Origin of the sequence: Pedobacter segetis, from assembly GCF_016623585.1 — a bacterium.
GTDB lineage: Bacteria > Bacteroidota > Bacteroidia > Sphingobacteriales > Sphingobacteriaceae > Pseudopedobacter > Pseudopedobacter segetis.
In genome coordinates this window covers 106,793-125,026 of record NZ_JAEHFY010000005.1, presented here as the reverse complement: position 1 = coordinate 125,026, position 18,234 = coordinate 106,793, and the positions used below count along the sequence as shown (strand labels likewise).

17 protein-coding genes are annotated in these 18,234 nt (G+C 36.9%); 9 read left to right on the top strand and 8 right to left on the bottom strand.

What is annotated here, in order from left to right:
* Window positions 1–21 precede the first annotated feature (21 nt).
* From I5M32_RS04700 to dnaG, 6 genes are all read right to left on the bottom strand, one after another.
* Complete coding sequence (locus I5M32_RS04700; RefSeq protein WP_200585031.1) at window positions 22–846, bottom strand: hypothetical protein; 825 nt, start codon at window positions 844–846, stop codon at window positions 22–24.
* Between the two features lies 1 nt (window position 847).
* Window positions 848–1,732, bottom strand: a complete 885-nt coding sequence (locus tag I5M32_RS04695; protein WP_200585030.1) for a DUF488 domain-containing protein — start codon at window positions 1,730–1,732, stop codon at window positions 848–850.
* 259 nt (window positions 1,733–1,991) lie between these two features.
* The gene (locus tag I5M32_RS04690) at window positions 1,992–2,498 is read right to left on the bottom strand and encodes a hypothetical protein (protein ID WP_200585029.1); all 507 of its coding nucleotides are present in this window, start codon (window positions 2,496–2,498) and stop codon (window positions 1,992–1,994) included.
* Between the two features lie 158 nt (window positions 2,499–2,656).
* Window positions 2,657–3,712 (bottom strand): glutaminyl-peptide cyclotransferase, encoded by a 1,056-nt coding sequence (locus I5M32_RS04685; RefSeq protein WP_200585028.1) that lies wholly within the window; start codon window positions 3,710–3,712, stop codon window positions 2,657–2,659.
* Between the two features lie 319 nt (window positions 3,713–4,031).
* Complete coding sequence (locus I5M32_RS04680; protein ID WP_200585027.1) at window positions 4,032–4,397, bottom strand: YraN family protein; 366 nt, start codon at window positions 4,395–4,397, stop codon at window positions 4,032–4,034.
* Window positions 4,397–6,319, bottom strand: coding sequence for a DNA primase (dnaG, locus tag I5M32_RS04675; protein ID WP_200585026.1), 1,923 nt, complete (start codon window positions 6,317–6,319; stop codon window positions 4,397–4,399). Before dnaG ends, I5M32_RS04680 begins: the two co-directional genes overlap by 1 nt.
* A gap of 284 nt (window positions 6,320–6,603) precedes the next feature.
* Between dnaG and I5M32_RS04670 the strand changes: the two genes are divergently transcribed.
* The 5 genes from I5M32_RS04670 (at window position 6,604) to I5M32_RS04650 (ending at window position 12,722) form a co-directional block, all read left to right on the top strand.
* On the top strand, window positions 6,604–8,142 hold the full coding sequence (locus I5M32_RS04670) for a Do family serine endopeptidase (RefSeq protein WP_200585025.1): 1,539 nt from the start codon (window positions 6,604–6,606) through the stop codon (window positions 8,140–8,142).
* A 186-nt stretch (window positions 8,143–8,328) separates the two neighbouring features.
* A complete protein-coding gene (gene pdeM, locus I5M32_RS04665; protein ID WP_200585024.1) occupies window positions 8,329–9,000 on the top strand; it encodes a ligase-associated DNA damage response endonuclease PdeM in 672 nt (223 codons plus the stop codon).
* Window positions 9,001–9,113: 113 nt separating this feature from the next.
* Complete coding sequence (locus tag I5M32_RS04660) at window positions 9,114–9,884, top strand: succinate dehydrogenase cytochrome b subunit (RefSeq protein WP_200585023.1); 771 nt, start codon at window positions 9,114–9,116, stop codon at window positions 9,882–9,884.
* A 65-nt stretch (window positions 9,885–9,949) separates the two neighbouring features.
* Complete coding sequence (locus tag I5M32_RS04655) at window positions 9,950–11,884, top strand: fumarate reductase/succinate dehydrogenase flavoprotein subunit (RefSeq protein ID WP_200585022.1); 1,935 nt, start codon at window positions 9,950–9,952, stop codon at window positions 11,882–11,884.
* Between the two features lie 79 nt (window positions 11,885–11,963).
* The gene (locus I5M32_RS04650; protein WP_200585021.1) at window positions 11,964–12,722 is read left to right on the top strand and encodes a succinate dehydrogenase/fumarate reductase iron-sulfur subunit; all 759 of its coding nucleotides are present in this window, start codon (window positions 11,964–11,966) and stop codon (window positions 12,720–12,722) included.
* 78 nt (window positions 12,723–12,800) lie between these two features.
* Here I5M32_RS04650 and I5M32_RS04645 read toward each other — a convergent pair whose 3' ends face one another.
* On the bottom strand, window positions 12,801–13,925 hold the full coding sequence (locus tag I5M32_RS04645) for a TlpA disulfide reductase family protein (RefSeq protein WP_200585020.1): 1,125 nt from the start codon (window positions 13,923–13,925) through the stop codon (window positions 12,801–12,803).
* Complete coding sequence (locus I5M32_RS04640) at window positions 13,926–15,107, bottom strand: formimidoylglutamase (RefSeq protein ID WP_200585019.1); 1,182 nt, start codon at window positions 15,105–15,107, stop codon at window positions 13,926–13,928.
* Window positions 15,108–15,223: 116 nt separating this feature from the next.
* Here I5M32_RS04640 and I5M32_RS04635 point away from each other — a divergent pair, with 116 nt between their 5' ends.
* From I5M32_RS04635 to I5M32_RS04620, 4 genes are all read left to right on the top strand, one after another.
* On the top strand, window positions 15,224–16,198 hold the full coding sequence (locus I5M32_RS04635; protein ID WP_200585018.1) for an NAD-dependent epimerase/dehydratase family protein: 975 nt from the start codon (window positions 15,224–15,226) through the stop codon (window positions 16,196–16,198).
* Between the two features lie 62 nt (window positions 16,199–16,260).
* Window positions 16,261–17,550 (top strand): HAD-IB family phosphatase, encoded by a 1,290-nt coding sequence (locus I5M32_RS04630; RefSeq protein WP_200585017.1) that lies wholly within the window; start codon window positions 16,261–16,263, stop codon window positions 17,548–17,550.
* A gap of 109 nt (window positions 17,551–17,659) precedes the next feature.
* Window positions 17,660–17,848, top strand: a complete 189-nt coding sequence (locus I5M32_RS04625; RefSeq protein WP_200585016.1) for a hypothetical protein — start codon at window positions 17,660–17,662, stop codon at window positions 17,846–17,848.
* Window positions 17,845–18,231 carry a type II toxin-antitoxin system death-on-curing family toxin gene (locus I5M32_RS04620; RefSeq protein WP_200585015.1) on the top strand — a complete coding sequence of 129 codons (387 nt, stop codon included), beginning with the start codon at window positions 17,845–17,847 and terminating at the stop codon, window positions 18,229–18,231. The genes I5M32_RS04625 and I5M32_RS04620 overlap by 4 nt, the downstream gene beginning before the upstream one ends.
* Window positions 18,232–18,234 lie beyond the last annotated feature (3 nt).

The following is an 18,234-nucleotide window of genomic DNA, read 5'->3' as shown; positions in this document are numbered from 1 at the left end:
AATACTTCTTGTCATTCATTGTCAGAACAAAGAAGTTTGTATTTCTATTTTAGGGTGAAAAGTGCCGATAATCATAAATGGATTTTTGCCTGTTAAATGATGAAGTTGCGATGTCCCTAAAAACAAATACAAATCTTTTGTTTTTGCAAAGTCGTCAAAGTATTTTTTCTTAACATCTTCAACTGTTTTTGCTTCGTTGCCCTCGTGTCGAGAAAGACAATTCCAATAAAGTTGACCTATTTCCCAATCTTCAATCATCATTTTGCTTTGTTTTCCGTTGCAATCACGCAAAACATAAGAAAATTTATACGGTAGTTTTCTTACGACTTCAAACAAATCTTCATCTTCTTGGGCAAATAAATTACTGCTTCTGTATTGTTTTAATTTTTTGAGTTTCTTTTCATCCCATTCTCGTTCTACTTGCTCAATCGTGAAATCAACAATTTCAGTTGGCTTGAAGACAGCAAGAGAAGTCATTATTTTGCGATTTTTGGCTTCTGCTTTCAGTTCTTCAATATCGGTATAGACTTTGTTTTTAAACACGATTTCCTTTCTTAACAACCAATTGCTTTTAGTGTCTAAATGGTCTAAAATCTTTATTTCTGTGTCATAAGAAACTGGTCTAAAACTTTCTTTTCTGAAATCGCTTGTGTTTTTCACTAGGTCAATTTCTATCCAATCATATTTTTTGTATTGCTCCTCAAACGATTTTTTACGGAATTGAATAGGGTAAATTCTAATCCAACTACCGTCTTCAAGAAATCCTGCCGTACAAACCAATTCGTCATATTTGCTCGAAATGGCAGGGTAGGTTTTTACCGTAATTAAAACTTTTGTTTTTGCCATTTTAAATATGGTTTACTTCATATTTAAAATTAGGCAAGTTCTCAATGGCTTCCGCTAAATGTTTGCGGTGACATTGGCAAATGTTTGCTTCAAAGCAAGTTAAGGCTATGCGTTTTTTTTCTTTAAGTAGGTTTAAGATTTTCTCTTGCGAAGAGGTTGTTTTCGTTAAGTTGTTTTCGCAGTAAACAGCAAATAATTTATCGTAATCAGCTTGTGTATTTAGTTCTTGTCGTTGTTCAGATTGTATGCCAACTTCTGGATAATGTACATATTCAATACCCAAGCTATTGCAATAACGTAGTAATTGACTTTTGCTAAATCCGTATTTCATACTTAACGGATTGTTGCGAACATCAACTAAAACTTTTACATCATTTTTCAGCAAACGATTTAAGTATTCTTCTAACGAAATTCCTTCATAACCGATAGTAAACAAAATTGTTTTATTGCTTTTTGGACGACTTTTATTCACTTTTTCAAATTGTTCTGTCGTTAAAATTTCTTTTGCTTTTACGCTGTTTATTGCAGAGTATGGAAAGTTTAAATACGTGTGCTTCATTAAATTATCAGCACTCATTTTTCCGTATTGGTCTTTTACATACAACATTATCTTCTTGTCGTCCGCTTTAAGTGTTTTAAAATAATCTGTCGTTTCGTTGCTTGTAAAATGGCTTGTTGTTTCGCTCAACATTCCTTTATTAACCATAGACGTTAAGTCTGCATTTGCAGAATACGAATAACAGCCGTATTTATACGGAATGAAATCGTATTCGGGTTTAGCCTGATATTTTGTAAAAAGGTAAAGCAATTTTTGTAGGCTGATTTTATCAATCTTTCTATCAAAAATTTGCAACAGGGCTAATATAACTTTCCGTCTATAAAACATTCGATAAAGGTAGTAAAATTGACTCGATTAGCTGTGTTATTTGGTTAAATTCCAACATATGATCAAGGTTTTGCCTGTTCGTTGGGTGTTGCGTGGGTATTGCCTATAACGATTTGGCGTATTTAAGAATTTGCGGTTTTACTTTAAGAACCGTTGTTGTACCGCACTAAATTAATTAAATAACTGATGGATTAGCGTAAACCGCAGTCAGCCATTTTTGTGCAAATTTGCTGTTAGCGGTAGCTTTTTTTTCACACATTTAATTTTTTAAAACCCCCACAAAATCATTTTCTAATTCATCTTTAAGAAGCTTTACATTTTGCTTTAATAAAAGGATATAGATAATTGAAATAAAAATTACTGTTTTTAAAAATGAAGAAATAATAGAAGCGTCAATTTTTTGGTCGGAGAAGAAAATTGTTAGAAAAAATACTAAAGAGATTAAAAAAGCTGGAAAGAGTATGTATTTTGAGTTAGCAAAACCATCAATTTCAATCATTAATGAGTCTTTATCTTCTTTAATTTCGCCATTTGCAACAGCAACATTAAAATTGGTGTCAAATAGTTTTCTTCTTTTTTTAATTTTGAATTTATTTAAGTCGATTTTCCCCTTAAATTTCTTGTCACTTTTAGAGAAATTATCCTTAAAGTCGGATAAAATTGTGGTATTACCACTTTCAGTTAGCAATTCAAGTCGTCTAACAAATTCCACACGATTTATTGGGAGACTAGTGGTTATTCTATCGGTTAAGTGAAGATTCATCATTAAGTACAGTCGAGTTAAAATTACCGCTAACCAAGATATATATCCAGTTCCGTTAGCCTGTTATTAATTAAAATCCCATCAAATAAGTTCACATTTAGCTTGCAAACCCGCAAATGAGACGCCGAGTCCGCCAGCTGGCGGACTGCATCAGCAAAACGCTAATTCTTGATCGGTTCGATCTGAAAGAGCTTATCCCATTTTTTGCCGGTTACAAAAATCCTGTTTCCGGCTTTATCATAAGCAATCCCGTTTAAAACGTCATTATCAGCATCTTCAACTTTCCCGTGTGGCAAGCCCATCATATTGATATAACCTTCTACCGCACCAGATTTTGGGTTTATAATCGCAATCAATTCTGATTGATAAATATTGGCAAATAGTTTCCCATCGATCCATTCAAGCTCATTTAATTGCGTTACCGGCCCTTTATCATCATAAACCTCAATAAAGTCTTTTGGTAAATAACTGTTTTTATCCAGCATAAAAATGCGGTTGCTACCATCTGTATTGTAAATGGTTTCGCCATCAAAAGTTAACCCCCAACCTTCGTTTGCATGGTTATAAGGAAAGGTTTTTAATAGTTTAAAAGTATTTTTATCATACACAAAACCTACTTTTTCTTTATACGTTAATTGGATAATCTTATCGCCAACCATGGTTATCCCTTCGCCAAAATATTGTTTATCCAAATTTACTTGTTGCAGAATTTTGCCGTCTAACGTAGTTTTCCTCAAACTAGAATGCCCGTAATCGCCGGCACTCTCATATAAAAACCCGTCATGGTATTCTAAACCCTCTGTATATGAAGACGTAGAATGAGGATAAGTTTTGATGATCTTATAGCGATAAGAAATTGGTTTTATGGCACTTACAATTACGATGTTGGTTGTCGCATCTTCCTCTACGCCTTTTCTAAAAATCTTTGCGGTAATCAATCGGCTACCTAAAGGATAGTTTTTGGTACCCAACGCAATTGCCGAAGTATCTTTTGAGGTTTTGATTTTTAAGGTGTCCACAAAATATTGAACAGAATCTACCAAACCATCTGCAAAGCTCAAATTCAAGTTTAGGCTTTCGCCCGATTTAAGGATTGCACCACTTTCTGGATTAGTAAACGCCGAACTGTTGGTAGAGCTTGTACTTTTTGTATCGCAAGAAAACAAGGATAATGTAATGGCGATGAATGCGATATATCTTAAACTTTTAAAAATCATTTTATGGATTTTGCTAAAAACGACTAAAGTAAAATAAAGGTTTAAGTAATGCTAATTTTAACGATATTTTAACTTTTGTTGGCTGTTTGCCCTAAGCAGGATTATTGTGATCTAAGAATTTTCATGATTCTTCATCACTTTAGCATAATTAAAAATTATTTCCCACAGATTTAGTAGATTTTCGCAGATTCTAAAATAATAATTCTATTACACGATTAAACCACGCAACACTGTGAACTCCGAGACCTCTGCGGTTAGCCTTCGACTTCGCTCAGACTGACTCAATTTCGCAACCTTTGTGTTCTCTCTGGTTAAAAAACTAGTAATTCCAGAAAGCATCTTCAATATGGTTAACCTCGTAACTTTCAAATCCTTTTTTAAAAAGTATAGCGATGATATCAAAACGGATTTCATGTTTATGGTTCATGATGTAAACATATTCTTCGGCAGCCTCTGAAAGCAGTTTTTGTTTTTTATCGGTCACAAAATCTTCTGGGTTGCCAAAATAATTGCCCGATCGGGCTTTTACCTCTACAAATACAATGGTTTTGTTGATGTAGGCGATAATATCAACCTCGGCCTTGCCAAAGGTCCAATTTTCATCCAAGATCTCATAACCTTTGTTTTCTAGAAACGCTTTGGCAATTGCCTCCCCTTTTTTGCCATCATCATTATGGGTTGCCATTATTTGGTAATTACAGAGCCTAAGTAGTTAGATATATAGCGTTCAACCTCTTTTAAAGTTAGGTATTCTTTCATCAAAATGGTTACGTTGGCTTCGTCTTTTTCTTCTTGGATCAGTTTTTGTTTGGCGGTTATCATGGTGGTTACTTTTTTCTTTTTTAAGTGAAAAATTGCCCCCATTACTGTTCCTTTTAATCGTTCAACCTCGCTGGGTACCGTAATATTGTGCATATTATACCAATTCTCGCTCAACACATACGGAGAAGAAATCATGGAAATTGCCATAGAGGCTATCTCGGCATCAGGGTGTTGTATAAAGTCTTTTTCTTTAGGCACATAACCGTTTTCTAATTCATCATGGTAATACTTAATTACTTTTTGATAAAGCGGGTTTGAAAAAGTAACATCACTTAAATTGGTAATAATGTAAGGCCCGATCAATGTATCGGTCATACCGTCCCAATTTACCATTTGATCACCATAAGTCAATAACACACGGATCATATCTTTTTCTTGATATTCATCGGTTTGTATAGGTTTCTCGTCAAGGTCTTCTTCCGCAATTGGAGGTTCTTCTTCTAAAGGTTGTCGATAATTTTGCTGGTTATCTTTTTTAGCTTTCGCCAAACGCATTTTATTCAGTTCTGATATTAAAATGCGTTCCTCCATTTGAAGCAAACCGCCACACTCCCTAATAAAAACCGAAGCCTTAATGGCATCGGGTATTTTGGCGATACTTTCTACAACTTCCCTTATAACCCCTGCTTTTTTTATCGGATCACTGCCTGCTTCTTTTAAGAGAATCTCTGTTTTATAGAAGATAAAATCTTTTTTGGCTTTTTCTATGTGCGTTTTAAATGCCGAAGCCCCAAATTTTTGAACGTATGAGTCTGGATCATGCCCATCAGGAAAGAGTACAACTTTTACATCTAATCCTTCCTCCAAAATCATATCTAAACCGCGTAAAGAAGCTTTTATCCCTGCCTCATCGCCATCATATAAAATGGTAATACTTTTTGTAAACCTGCCAATTAGCCTAATTTGTTCTGTTGTTAAAGAAGTGCCCGATGAGGCAACCACGTTTTCAACCCCGGCCTGGTGTACAGAAAGCACATCGGCATAGCCTTCAACCAAAAAGCAATTGTCTAAATCTCTTATCGCTTTTTTTGCTTGGAACAAACCATAAAGCACATTAGATTTATGATAAATATCGCTCTCTGGCGAGTTTACATATTTGGGGACCGCTTTATCGGTTTTAAGCGTTCTCCCACCAAACCCGATAATCCTACCGGTAAAATTATGGATAGGGAACATAACCCGGCCACGGAAGCGGTCATAAATTTTGCCATTATCGTTTTTGATAACCAAGCCAACATCCTCTAAAAAACCTTGTTGGTAACCATCGGCAATGGCAGCCTCTAATAATGCGGCCCAATCATCGGGCGAGTAGCCCAACTCAAATTTCCGGATAATATCGTCCCTAAAACCCCGCTCTTTAAAATAGCTTAAGCCAATGGTTTTACCGCTTTCGGTGTTCCACATGCTATCGGCAAAAAACTTTGCGGCATAGTTAGAAACGATGTATAAACTCTCTCTTTTATCTTGTTCTTGCTTAAATTCTGGTGTTACCTCTGTTTCCTCAACCTCAATATTGTATTTGCCGGCAATGTATTTTAATGCCTCTGGGTACGAATATTTTTCGTGTTCCATTATAAAACCAACAGAATCGCCGCCCTTGCCGCAACCAAAGCATTTATAAATCCCTTTAGAAGGTGAAACATGAAACGAAGGAGTTTTTTCTCCATGGAAAGGGCAAAGCCCGATCATGCTGGATCCCCGTTTTTTAAGATGCACAAAATCACCAACAACCTCTTCTACTTGGGCGGTTTCTAAGATTTTATCGATGGTTTCTTTCTTGATCATTTTGGGATAACAAATTTGCGGAAAATAAAAGGCATATAGAAATTATGAAAAAGATTAAATGCTTGGGGTTTAAATTAGAAACTTGTTCATAAAATAATATTTAAGATAAATATTGTTAACCTTGGTGCCTAATTTTGTTGTAAAAACAGTTCTTACTTTAATACTGATTAAAATTTTAACATTATTTAACGTAAAAGCAAATAACAAGAGCTTGCAAAAACCGTCTTAATGGTATTATTTTTGATTTTACATAATTATCAATCTTACTTTAAATAATTAAAACAATGAATAGAAATGTGAAAAGGATAGGCGTTACTTTATTAACCGCAATTGTAGGCGGTGCGGTTGCAATTGGAGCCTATAAAATTTTAGAGCCTAATTCAATGTCTGGCATGAGCCTGGACCAAAGACAAAAAGTCTATTTTGCTAACAATCCGTCACAAATTACCTCATCAACAGGCGCAATAGATTTTACGCAAGCGGCTGCGGCCGTCTCGCCAGGGGTTGTTCATGTAAGAACAACTTATAGCCGTTCTATGGCCAGCAATGGTGGCGTTAGCGATCCTTTCGGCGATATGTTTCAAGATTTCTTTGGAAAAAGACAGCGATCTGCACCAAGCCAAAATATGCCCGCCCCTATGGGAAAAGGTTCTGGTGTGATAGTAACTAGCGATGGTTACATCATGACAAATAATCATGTGGTAGAAGATGCTGAGAAGATAGAGGTTATACTTTCTGATAAAAGAGTGCTAAATGCCAAAGTAATTGGTAGGGATAAAAATACGGATTTAGCCCTTATAAAAATTAACGCAACAGATCTGCCAGTTGTAAAGCTAGGAAATTCTGACAATGTTAAAGTTGGCGAATGGGTTTTGGCCGTGGGTTATCCTCTAACACTAGAATCTACCGTTACCGCAGGTATTGTAAGCGCAAAATCTCGCCAAATAGGTATTTTAGCCCCAGAGATTGATAGAAATAACTACGATCCAAACAACCCGCCTACCAATTCGTCTATAGAATCTTATATCCAAACAGATGCGGTTATCAATAAAGGAAATAGCGGTGGTGCTTTGGTAAATGCAAACGGAGAGCTTATTGGCATTAACTCTGCCATAGCCTCACAAACAGGCACTTATGAAGGCTATGGCTTTGCTATACCCGTAAATTTGGCCAAAAAAGTAATGGATGATTTCTTAAAATACGGAGAGGTTAAGCGTGGCTACATTGGTGTAACATTCCAAGAGCTTAATTTTGATAATGCAGAACAATTAGGCACAAAAGAAATTGAGGGCTTATATGTAAATTCTACAGTAGAGGGGGGCGCAGCCGCAATAGCCGGCATAAAAAAAGGCGATATCATTAAAAAATTAAACGACCATGAAATTACATCTTCTGCTAGTTTGCAAGAAAAAATAGGAACAATGCGCCCAGGCGATAAAGTTACCTTAACCGTTCTAAGGGATGGAAAAATGAAGAATTTTGATCTTACCCTTAAAGGTGATGCAGGCATGAAATTGGCAAACAACGGTAAAGAAGTAACCGAAGTTGCCAATAGTTTAGGCGCAACCTTTAGCCCTTTAAATGATGCCGCCAAGAAAAAATATGGGGTTTCTAACGGGGTTTTGGTAACCAGCACCGCACCGGGCAAAGTTTTTGATATGTACGAAATACCAAGGGGAACCGTAATTACCAGTATTAATGGTAAAGGGGTAAACAACAATGATCAAGTGATGTCGGCACTTAAACAAAACGACCAGATGATAGATTTAAGAGGCGTTACACCAGATGGAAGTACGTTTAGGGTAACATTCCCGATTAAATAAATACAAATATATTTTTTAGAGCTTGGCTCAAAAAGATTTTGTCGTACTGACAGCCAAACGGCGGATTCAGTATCTCATTAGCAAGTTAATAAGCTATTTGAGAACCTATTTAGATAGGATTCCGATTAGCCAGCCGGCTAACGGAACGACAAAGTTTTTGAGTCAGGCTTTTTTATTTTTGTGCCGATGAAGGAAGAAGGGTTTCGGTTTCAGTTTAAAGGAGAAGAATTATGGCTTTTACCTGCAAAAGCGATATGGTTTCCAAAGTACAGAACACTTTTGGTTTCTGATACCCATTTGGGCAAAGGCGCACATTTTAGAAAAGCAGGCATAGCCATACCCACCGCAATAGCACAAGAAGAATTAGCGTGTCTAACAGATTTAATAGATACCTACCAACCAAAAGAATTGATATTTTTAGGAGACCTTTTCCACAGCGATATGAATAATGATTTTGCTTGGTTTCGGCTTTGGCGAGAAATGCACTCTAATATCAAAATGATTTTGATAAAAGGGAACCACGATATTTTGCCGCCATTTTTTTACGATCAAATTAAAGTTGAGGTTTTGGGGTTTTTTAAGATCGGGGTTTTTGAACTTTATCATGATTTGCCCAAAAAGAAAACAGAACAATATATCTTAATGGGCCATATCCACCCGGGTGTTAAGATAAAAGGGAAGGCCAGGCAGGATATTACGCTTCCTTGCTTTTATTTTGGAGAAAAACACGGCGTACTGCCTGCTTTTGGTAAATTTACCGGTAAAGCGTTGATTAAATTAAAGAACCAAGAGATCGGTTTTGCCATTGCCGGCAATAAAATTATCCCCTTAAAAAATATAGCCCATCCAAAACTTTAATTTAAAATGTTTCTAAATAACCGTTTAATTTGTTTTCATGAGCATTAATGTCAATTTTTCAATCGATATTAAATACTTTTGCAATTCTTAAAAAACCTTTAAAGTACCAAATAATGAGTAATTTTTCTAGCGCATTCTCTTCTACCCTCGGGAGAAAATTAGTAATGTGTTTAACCGGGTTGTTTTTATGTTCGTTTCTGATCGTTCACTTGGCCGGTAATTTTCAGCTTTTTAAAAACGATGACGGATTGGCATTTAACCAGTATGCACATTTCATGACCCACTTTACGCCCATTAAAGTGGTTTCTTACCTTTTGTATAGTTCTATCATTATCCATACCATTTGGGCGATAGTGATTACCCTAATGAACAGAAAAGCAAGGCCGATAAGCTATGCCATAAAGCCAAAAGATGGCAGTATCTGGTCGTCAAGAAACATGGGCATTTTAGGGACAATCCTTTTTGTTTTCATCGTTGTACACATGGCAAACTTCTGGTATAAGTACCATAGTGGCGAAACCCCTTATATAGAATATCGTACCGATATAAACTCTGGAGCTACCATGAGCAAAAGCATCAACGAATCAGAATTTACAGAATACGTAAGTTTTGTTGATAATGGCGTACAAGTTACCAAATCAGAAGATTTATATAAAGAAGTTTCTAACGCTTTCCAACAATGGTGGCTGGTTATATTTTATGTATTGGCAATGGCGGCATTGGCTTTCCATTTAGTGCATGGCTTTCAAAGCGCCTTCCAAACTTTAGGATGGAACCATCATAAATACCGCCCTTTGATAAAGTTTATAGGCCTTTGGGTGTTCTCTATTGGGATACCTCTTGGCTTCGCAGCAATGCCGATATATTTATTTTTATTCAAATAAGCCTTAAAACCATGTTAAAAACAATCCTATCAAGGGTTTGTTAAACATTAAAATATATAACAAAGATGACATTAGATGCTAAAATCCCTGAAGGCCCGTTGGCCGAAAAGTGGAACAAACACAAATTCAATCTTAAATTGGTTAACCCATCTAATAAACGAAAGTATGATGTTATCGTTGTTGGAACCGGATTAGCTGGCGCATCTGCAGCAGCATCATTGGCAGAATTGGGCTATAATGTAAAAGCATTTTGTTTTCAAGATAGCCCAAGAAGAGCGCACTCTATTGCCGCTCAAGGCGGAATTAACGCCGCTAAAAATTATCCAAACGATGGCGATTCTGTTTTTCGCTTGTTTTATGATACTATTAAAGGTGGCGATTATAGATCAAGGGAAGGTAACGTTTATCGTTTGGCAGAAGTTTCTGTAAATATTATTGATCAATGCGTTGCCCAAGGCGTTCCTTTTGCCCGCGAATATGGTGGTTTGTTAGATAACCGTTCTTTTGGTGGGGCGCAGGTTTCCAGAACTTTTTATGCTAGGGGCCAAACCGGGCAACAATTATTATTAGGTGCTTATTCTGCCTTAAACCGTCAAATAAATTTGGGCAAAGTGAAAATGTACACTCGCTCAGAAATGTTAGATCTGGTTACGGTTGATGGGAAAGCGCAAGGAATAGTTACCAGGAATTTGATTGATGGCAAAATAGAAACCCATACGGGCCATGCGGTCCTTTTATGTACCGGCGGATACGGCAACGTTTTTTATCTTTCTACAAATGCCATGGGCAGTAACGTAACGGCTGCTTGGAGAGCCCACAAACGTGGTGCTTATATGGCAAATCCATGCTATACTCAAATACATCCAACTTGTATCCCTGTTTCTGGGGATCATCAGTCTAAGCTTACGCTGATGTCAGAGTCGCTGAGAAATGATGGTAGAGTTTGGGTCCCTAAAACCAAAGAATTATCAGAAAGGTTAAGAAAAGGGGAGATTAAGGCAATAGATATCAAAGAAGAAGATAGAGATTATTACCTAGAGCGCAAGTATCCATCTTTTGGCAATTTGGTTCCACGTGATGTGGCCTCAAGAAACGCAAAACAAGTTTGTGATGAAGGGCGTGGCGTTGGAAAATCTGGCCTAGCGGTTTATTTAGATTTTGCCGATTCTATCAATAGATTGGGAGAAGATACCGTTGCGGCCAAATATGGTAATCTTTTCGATATGTACCAACAAATTACTGACGAAAACCCTTATAAAGTGCCGATGAGGATTTATCCTGCGGTACATTATACCATGGGCGGGCTTTGGGTTGATTATAACTTGATGACATCTGTACCCGGATTGTATGCCCTGGGTGAAGCTAATTTCTCTGATCATGGCGCAAACCGTTTAGGCGCTTCCGCATTAATGCAGGGCTTGGCCGATGGCTATTTTGTGATCCCTTACACTTTGGGAGATTACTTGGCTAAAATTGGGCCCGCACCAATTGATGCCAACCGCCCCGAGTTTGATAAAACAAAAAAAGAGGTAATGGAGAAAGTGAAAACTTTGCTCTCTTTAAAAGGAAACAAAACCGTAGATGAATACCATCGTGATTTAGGGAAGATCATGTGGGAGTACTGCGGAATGTCTCGTGATGCCGAAGGGCTTAAAAAGGCAAAAGGTATGGTAAGCGAGTTGAGGGCAGATTTTTGGAAGAACGTAATCGTTTTAGGCGAAAACGAAGAGGTAAATCAATCCTTAGAAAAAGCGGGAAGGGTTGCCGATTTCTTAGAGCTAGGCGAATTAATGATAGATGATGCTTTAAACAGGGACGAATCTTGCGGTGGGCACTTTAGGGAAGAGTACCAAACCCCAGAGGGCGAAGCTTTAAGAAACGACGACGAGTTTGCGTATGTAGCAGCCTGGGCTTATAAAGGAGACAATATGCCAGAAGAATTGCATAAAGAGAATTTGGAGTTTGAAAATGTTAAATTAACACAACGTAGTTATAAGTAAGATGTGATATATGAGACGTGAGAGGCTAGAATTAGCAAAGTCTCAAATCTCAAATCTAACATCTCAAATAAAAATAAGAATGAGTGGAAACATGAACTTGACGTTGAAAGTATGGCGTCAAAAAAATAGCAGCACATCGGGTAAATTTGTTACTTACAAAGCACCGGGTATTTCTCCGGATATGTCTTTTTTAGAGATGCTTGATGTAGTTAATGAAGACCTGGTTAAGAAAAGCGAGGATCCTATCCAATTTGACCATGACTGTCGTGAAGGGATTTGCGGTATGTGTTCTTTGGTTATTAACGGAGAACCCCACGGGCCAAAAAGAGCAACAACCACTTGCCAGTTGCACATGAGGTCTTTTAAAGATGGGGATACCATTGTAATAGAACCTTGGAGGGCGGCAGCTTTTCCGGTAGTTAAAGATTTAGCGGTAGATCGTTCTGCATTTGATAGAATACAACAGGCTGGTGGCTATGTTTCTATCGGTACTGGCGGTGTGCCGGATGCTAATGAGATTGCAATCCCAAAGGTAATTGCTGATGAGGCATTTAACTCTGCCACGTGTATTGGTTGTGGTGCTTGTGTTGCAGCCTGTAAAAATGCTTCTGCAATGTTATTTGTTTCTGCAAAGATCTCTCAATATGCCATGTTACCCCAAGGGCAACCAGAACGTTATGCAAGGGCAGAGGCAATGGTTTTACAAATGGACGATGAAGGCTTTGGTAGTTGCACCAATACTTACGCTTGTGAAGCACAATGCCCTAAAGAAATTAAGGTTACAAATATCGCTAGGATGAATAGGGAATTCTTCAACGCCGAATTTATTAAAGGATAATTTTCTGTTTAAGATGTAACGAGGAAGCCTCAAAATTTTAGATTTTGAGGCTTTCTTAGTTTAAAACAAGAAGTTATGTTATTTCTTGCCCAACACTTCTTTCAATTTATCTTCTAAATCTCTTCCCCTTAAATTTTTAGCTATAATTTTTCCGGTGGGATCAATTAAAAAGTTTTTTGGGATCGCATTAATGCCGTACATCTCGGCAATTTTTTGTGAACGGTCTAATAGCTGTGTCCAAACTAAGCCATCATGTTTTACGGCTTTTGTCCAAGCATCTTCTTTGGTGTCTATCGAGATGCCTAAAACAGTAAAATTTTTGTCTTTAAAAGTTTCGTAAGCATTTACAACATTAGGGTTTTCTTGCCTGCATGGGCCGCACCAAGATGCCCAAAAATCTAACAAAACATACTGGCCTTTAAAACTGGATAGCTTAACAGCAATTTGTTCTGCCGTTTTCTCTTCAAAATCTGGTGCTTGTACGCCTATACCCGTTTTTTTTGCTAACTCTAATTTAGAATTGATGGTTTCTGCCAAAACATTTTCTTTTAAACTGGTAGATAAGCCTTCATAAGCCTTTTCTACCTGGGCAATATCCATATCATCGGTAGCTAAATCTGTATTTAAGGCATATAGGCTCACGTAAGAACTGGGGTTTTTAGCAATAAAATCTGCAATTGCAGATTTTCTATCTATTAATAGTGCCTTGTATCTTTCTTGAAAACCTTTTAAAACATCTTCCTTTCCTTTTTTATAGGGTGGTAAATCGTTAAACTCTTTATTTAAAGCAATAAGTTTCGCTTCAATTTGGGTGGTGCTTTCATTCAGTTTTTCCGAAGCTTCAAAAATAGGTAACCCGTTTATTTTTGCTTTAGAGATAGAATCATTAGCGGTTAGCGTTGCTTTACCGGGCTCTATGAAAAACCGAAAAATATCTTTTTTACCATTCTTGTCTTTCAAATCGTTGCCGCTATGGTCTAACACCAAAATTGCGATAGATGGTTCTTTTAGATCAAAACTGAAACCAAATTTTCCGTTTATGACCTTAGTGGTATCTAATTTCTCTGTCCCGTTTACAACATGGACCATATAAATAGTTTTATCAGAGCTTAGATTTTTAACATCGCCGTTAAGGTTAAAAGACGTTTGTGCTTTCGCCGATAAGGCAGAAATAAAAGTAAGTGCTAATAGAAAATTCTTCATTTAATTTAATTTTTGATAAGTGCGCCACCATAGATCGGGCATTTCCCCAGCCACGGCTAGTTGATAATCGGCATATAAACAAGGCACCAAATGGAAACGCTCGTTTTTTGAACCCATTGTTGGGTATGGGACCTGCATCCACCAACGGTCGGTTTTTTTACTTTTTATAAAAACAAGCTCATGTTCATCATGTTGTAAACTTGTTTTGTAGATGGTATAATCAGACTTTGGTTGTAAAGGAATATCTTTTTTACGATTGTAAAAACCATCCAAAAAGCACCAAACCATTTGCGCAAGCAACATGGCCGTTTGTCCGTTTTGATCGTAAGCCGGGTTAAATTCATAAAAACCAATAGAACTCAACTTATCGCTATAACCGGCATATCTTGCTAACTGACAAGCTTCTTCGCCATAAAAACCGTTTGGGCCAACATTTCCATTTGCCATTGCATCAGACGCTCTAACACTAGAAATATCAAAACTGATCATATCCGCATTTCTAATTACAGGCTCTGCAATATGTATCGCACCGCTAATTTCGCCCAATCTTTGCGCATCAAAAAACAGCTTATCCATCACCCTGATGCTATCTTGGTTAACATAATAAGTTTGGTAACCTAAATTGCTAAAATTGAAGAGGTAATTGGGTTGGTGCAAAAATATTTTATTTAGATAAGAGATAGAGTTTGTCACAATGGTATCCTCGGCAGATTCGTCTAAATCGAAATGAGAATCAATGGCCACTAGATCTACTTTTTGCTCTAGCTCTTCATAAGCCATGTACTGGGCGTAGGTTAGGTCTTGGCTTCCGCCGATGATGATAGGCAGGATTTGCAGCTTGATCAATTCTGCAACTACCATTTTTAAAGCAATGTAAGTATCAGAAATTTTCTCTCCGGCTTTGATGTTCCCTAAATCAACGATCCTAGATTTAAAGCTTCCCTCGTTTAAAACATAAAGTTTTTCCCTCACATAATCGGGCGCTAATGCACAACCTTGGTTATTTACCGCCCCCCTATCATCCAAAACCCCAAAAATGGCAAGGTCATAATTACCTTCCTCAATATCAGGGAATCGATTTTCATGAACCGCTATCTTAACCCCTAAATGGCTGGCGTAAAAACCATCTTTTGGGGTAATTTTAGAAACATTTATGGGAGAAAAAAAATCGGCTAAAGACATATTAAAACAATTCTTTCAAATATCTATTTTTTATATTAATTGAGGGATAAGATTTAATTTTTTTATTCTTTTAACTTTGGGCATCAATAATCATCAAATTAAAATACACCTTTAAAATGATTTTAGTAACAGGCGCAACGGGTTTTTTAGGTGCAGAATTGGTTTTTCAGCTTTTGCAAAAAGAGAAATCTATTAAATGTTTAAAAAGGGCACATTCTAAAATCCCAGAAAAACTAAAAGCTTTTGCCCAAAACATAGCATGGATAAACGCCGATATTTTAGATCTATCTGATTTGACCGATGCTTTTACAGGTGTTTCCCAAGTTTATCATTGTGCTGCTTTGGTTTCTTTTGAAACCGACTTAAAAGACAAAATGCTTGCTGTAAATGCCGATGGAACTGCCAATGTGGTAAATCTTTGTATAGAAAACAACATCGAAAAACTAATTCACGTAAGTTCTATTGCTGCTTTGGGAGAGGCAAAAGAAAATGAATTGATTGATGAAAAAGTGTTTTGGGAAGGGTTTGAAACACACGATGGCTATGCCGTTTCTAAATATAGGGGAGAAATGGAAGTTTGGCGTGGGATCAACGAAGGTTTAAATGCGGTAATCGTAAATCCATCGGTTATTATTGGGGAAGATGCCGGCAAAGAAGGGAGCGGGGCAATTTTTGAGAATATAAGAACCGGGTTTAAATATTATACCAAAGGCGGAACCGGTTTTGTTGATGTGAAAGATGTGGCCAAAATCATGATTTTGTTGATGGAAAGCCAAGTGGTAAATGAGCGTTTTATCCTGAACGCAGAGAACATCAGCTATAAAGATTTATTTGCAAAAACGGCAAAAGAGTTTGGTTTGCCCATACCAAAAAAGGAAGCTAAACCATGGATGCTTTCTATGGCGTGGCGTTTTACAGCATTTAAAAATTATATTTTAGGAGAAAAGGGAGGGTTAAATAAAGCCACCGCAGAAAATGCGACCAGGCAAAGTGCATATAGTAATGATAAGATAAAATCTTTATTAAATTACAAATTTATTCCACTTTCAGACTCCATTACCAAAATCGCAAATAGTCTAAAAACTGCTTAATTGCAAAAAATTTAGCTATTTCTAAATGATTTATGCAATTTTAGGGCTTAAACATAATTGCTTTGAAACCATATTTCATCATAGATTTTGATAGTACTTTTACGCAAGTAGAAGCTTTAGACGAGTTGGCCCGTATTTCTTTAAAACATCATCCAGATAGGGAAGCCATTTACCAAAAGATTGAAGATCTGACCAATTTGGCCATGGAAGGCAAGCTTTCTTTTTCTGAAAGCTTGGCCGGTAGGGTTACACTTTTAAACGCTAAAAAATCTCATCTCGATTTATTGGTAAAGCATTTAAAGAAAAAGGTTTCCGCTTCGTTTACCAGAAACAAAGCTTTTTTTAAGAAACATGCCAACGAAGTTTTAATAGTTTCTGGTGGTTTTAAAGAGTTTATTACGCCCGTTGTTACGCCGTTCCACATCAAAAAGAAAAATATTTACGCCAATACTTTTGTGTTTGATAAGGATGACAATATTGTTGGTTATGACGACCAAAATCCATTATCCCAAGAAAACGGAAAAGTAAAACTTTTGAGGCAAATGCCCTTAGAGGGCGATATTTATGGCATTGGTGATGGGCATTCTGATTTTCAGTTGAAGGAATTTGGGATGATAAAAAAGTTTTTCGCTTTTACAGAAAATATAGAGCGCAAAACCGTTGCCGAGAAAGCAGACCATGTTGCTCCAAGTTTTGATGAGTTTTTATATGTAAGCAATTTACCTCAATCTATTTCTTACCCAAAAAACCGTATCCTTTGCCTTTTGGTTGGCGATGTGCCACAAGAAAGTATAGATTATTTAAAAAAAGATGGTTTTTCTATCCGTCATAAAACCACTTTTGAAGAAAAATATGTAAAAGATGTGGGGATGCTTTTATTGGGCGAAGGAGAATCTGTTTCTGACGAGAAATTGAAAAAAGCAGTAAAATTGAAAACTTTAGGTTATGTTGGCAATGCCAAAGATAAGATCAACCTTTCTATTTGTACCGAAATGGGAATGGTTGTATTCGATACCTTAAAAAGCCCTAATAATAAGACTTTGATAGCCAAAAGAATGGCAGATTTTATCAATACCGGGACAACCTTTAGAAGCACCAATTTCCCAAATTTGCAATTGCCAAAAATTGCAGGGTCTTATCGTTTAATACACATCCATAGAAACGTTCCGGGTATTATGGCCAAGATCACAAAGGTTTTGGCCAAGCATGAGATTAATATTTTAGGCCAGTTTTTAATGACCAACGCCCAAATTGGTTATGTAATTACGGATACTAATACCAGTTATGACAAGGAATTATTAAAAGAGTTGAGAAAGATTGAGAATACGATAAAGTTTAGGGTATTGTATTAAGATGGGTAAAAGTAAATAAATGAAGTATTTGCATTTATTTACAAAATAAATCAGATATGCCTCATTTTAGACCGTCAAAATCGAAGATATATTTGTTTATATTTGAGTTATGACAAAGGCACAAATTCAATCAGAGATCCAAAGGGTTCTTGAGAAAGTTCCCGAAAATGTGTTGCAGGACGTTCTTGATTTCCTAAAGGAACTTCGGGATCAGCCAGCAGACAAGATTAAGCTGACCAATAACCTAAGACAGATACTTGCAGAGGACAAGGAACTCCTTGAAAGACTTGCACAATGATTGAAATAAAGGATGTACTGAACATCCACAATATCTTAATAGACAAATTTGGTGGAAGCAAGGGAGTTAGAGACCATGGATTGCTTGAATCTGCCATCAACAGACCATTTGCAACTTTCGACAATTTAGAACTCTATGAATCTCCTGAACAAAAAGCAGCGGCTATCCTTGAAAGTATTCTGATAAATCATCCTTTCGTTGATGGCAACAAGAGAACAGCATATGTTCTCATGAGGCTTATCCTACTAGAAAATGGACTCGACATTGCTGCAGACAAGAATGAAAAATACGAGATGGTGATTTCGGCAAGCACTGGAAATATCAGGTTTGACGAGATTCTGGAATGGATAAGAACCCGAACGAAAAAGAAAAAAGAGGCATAACAG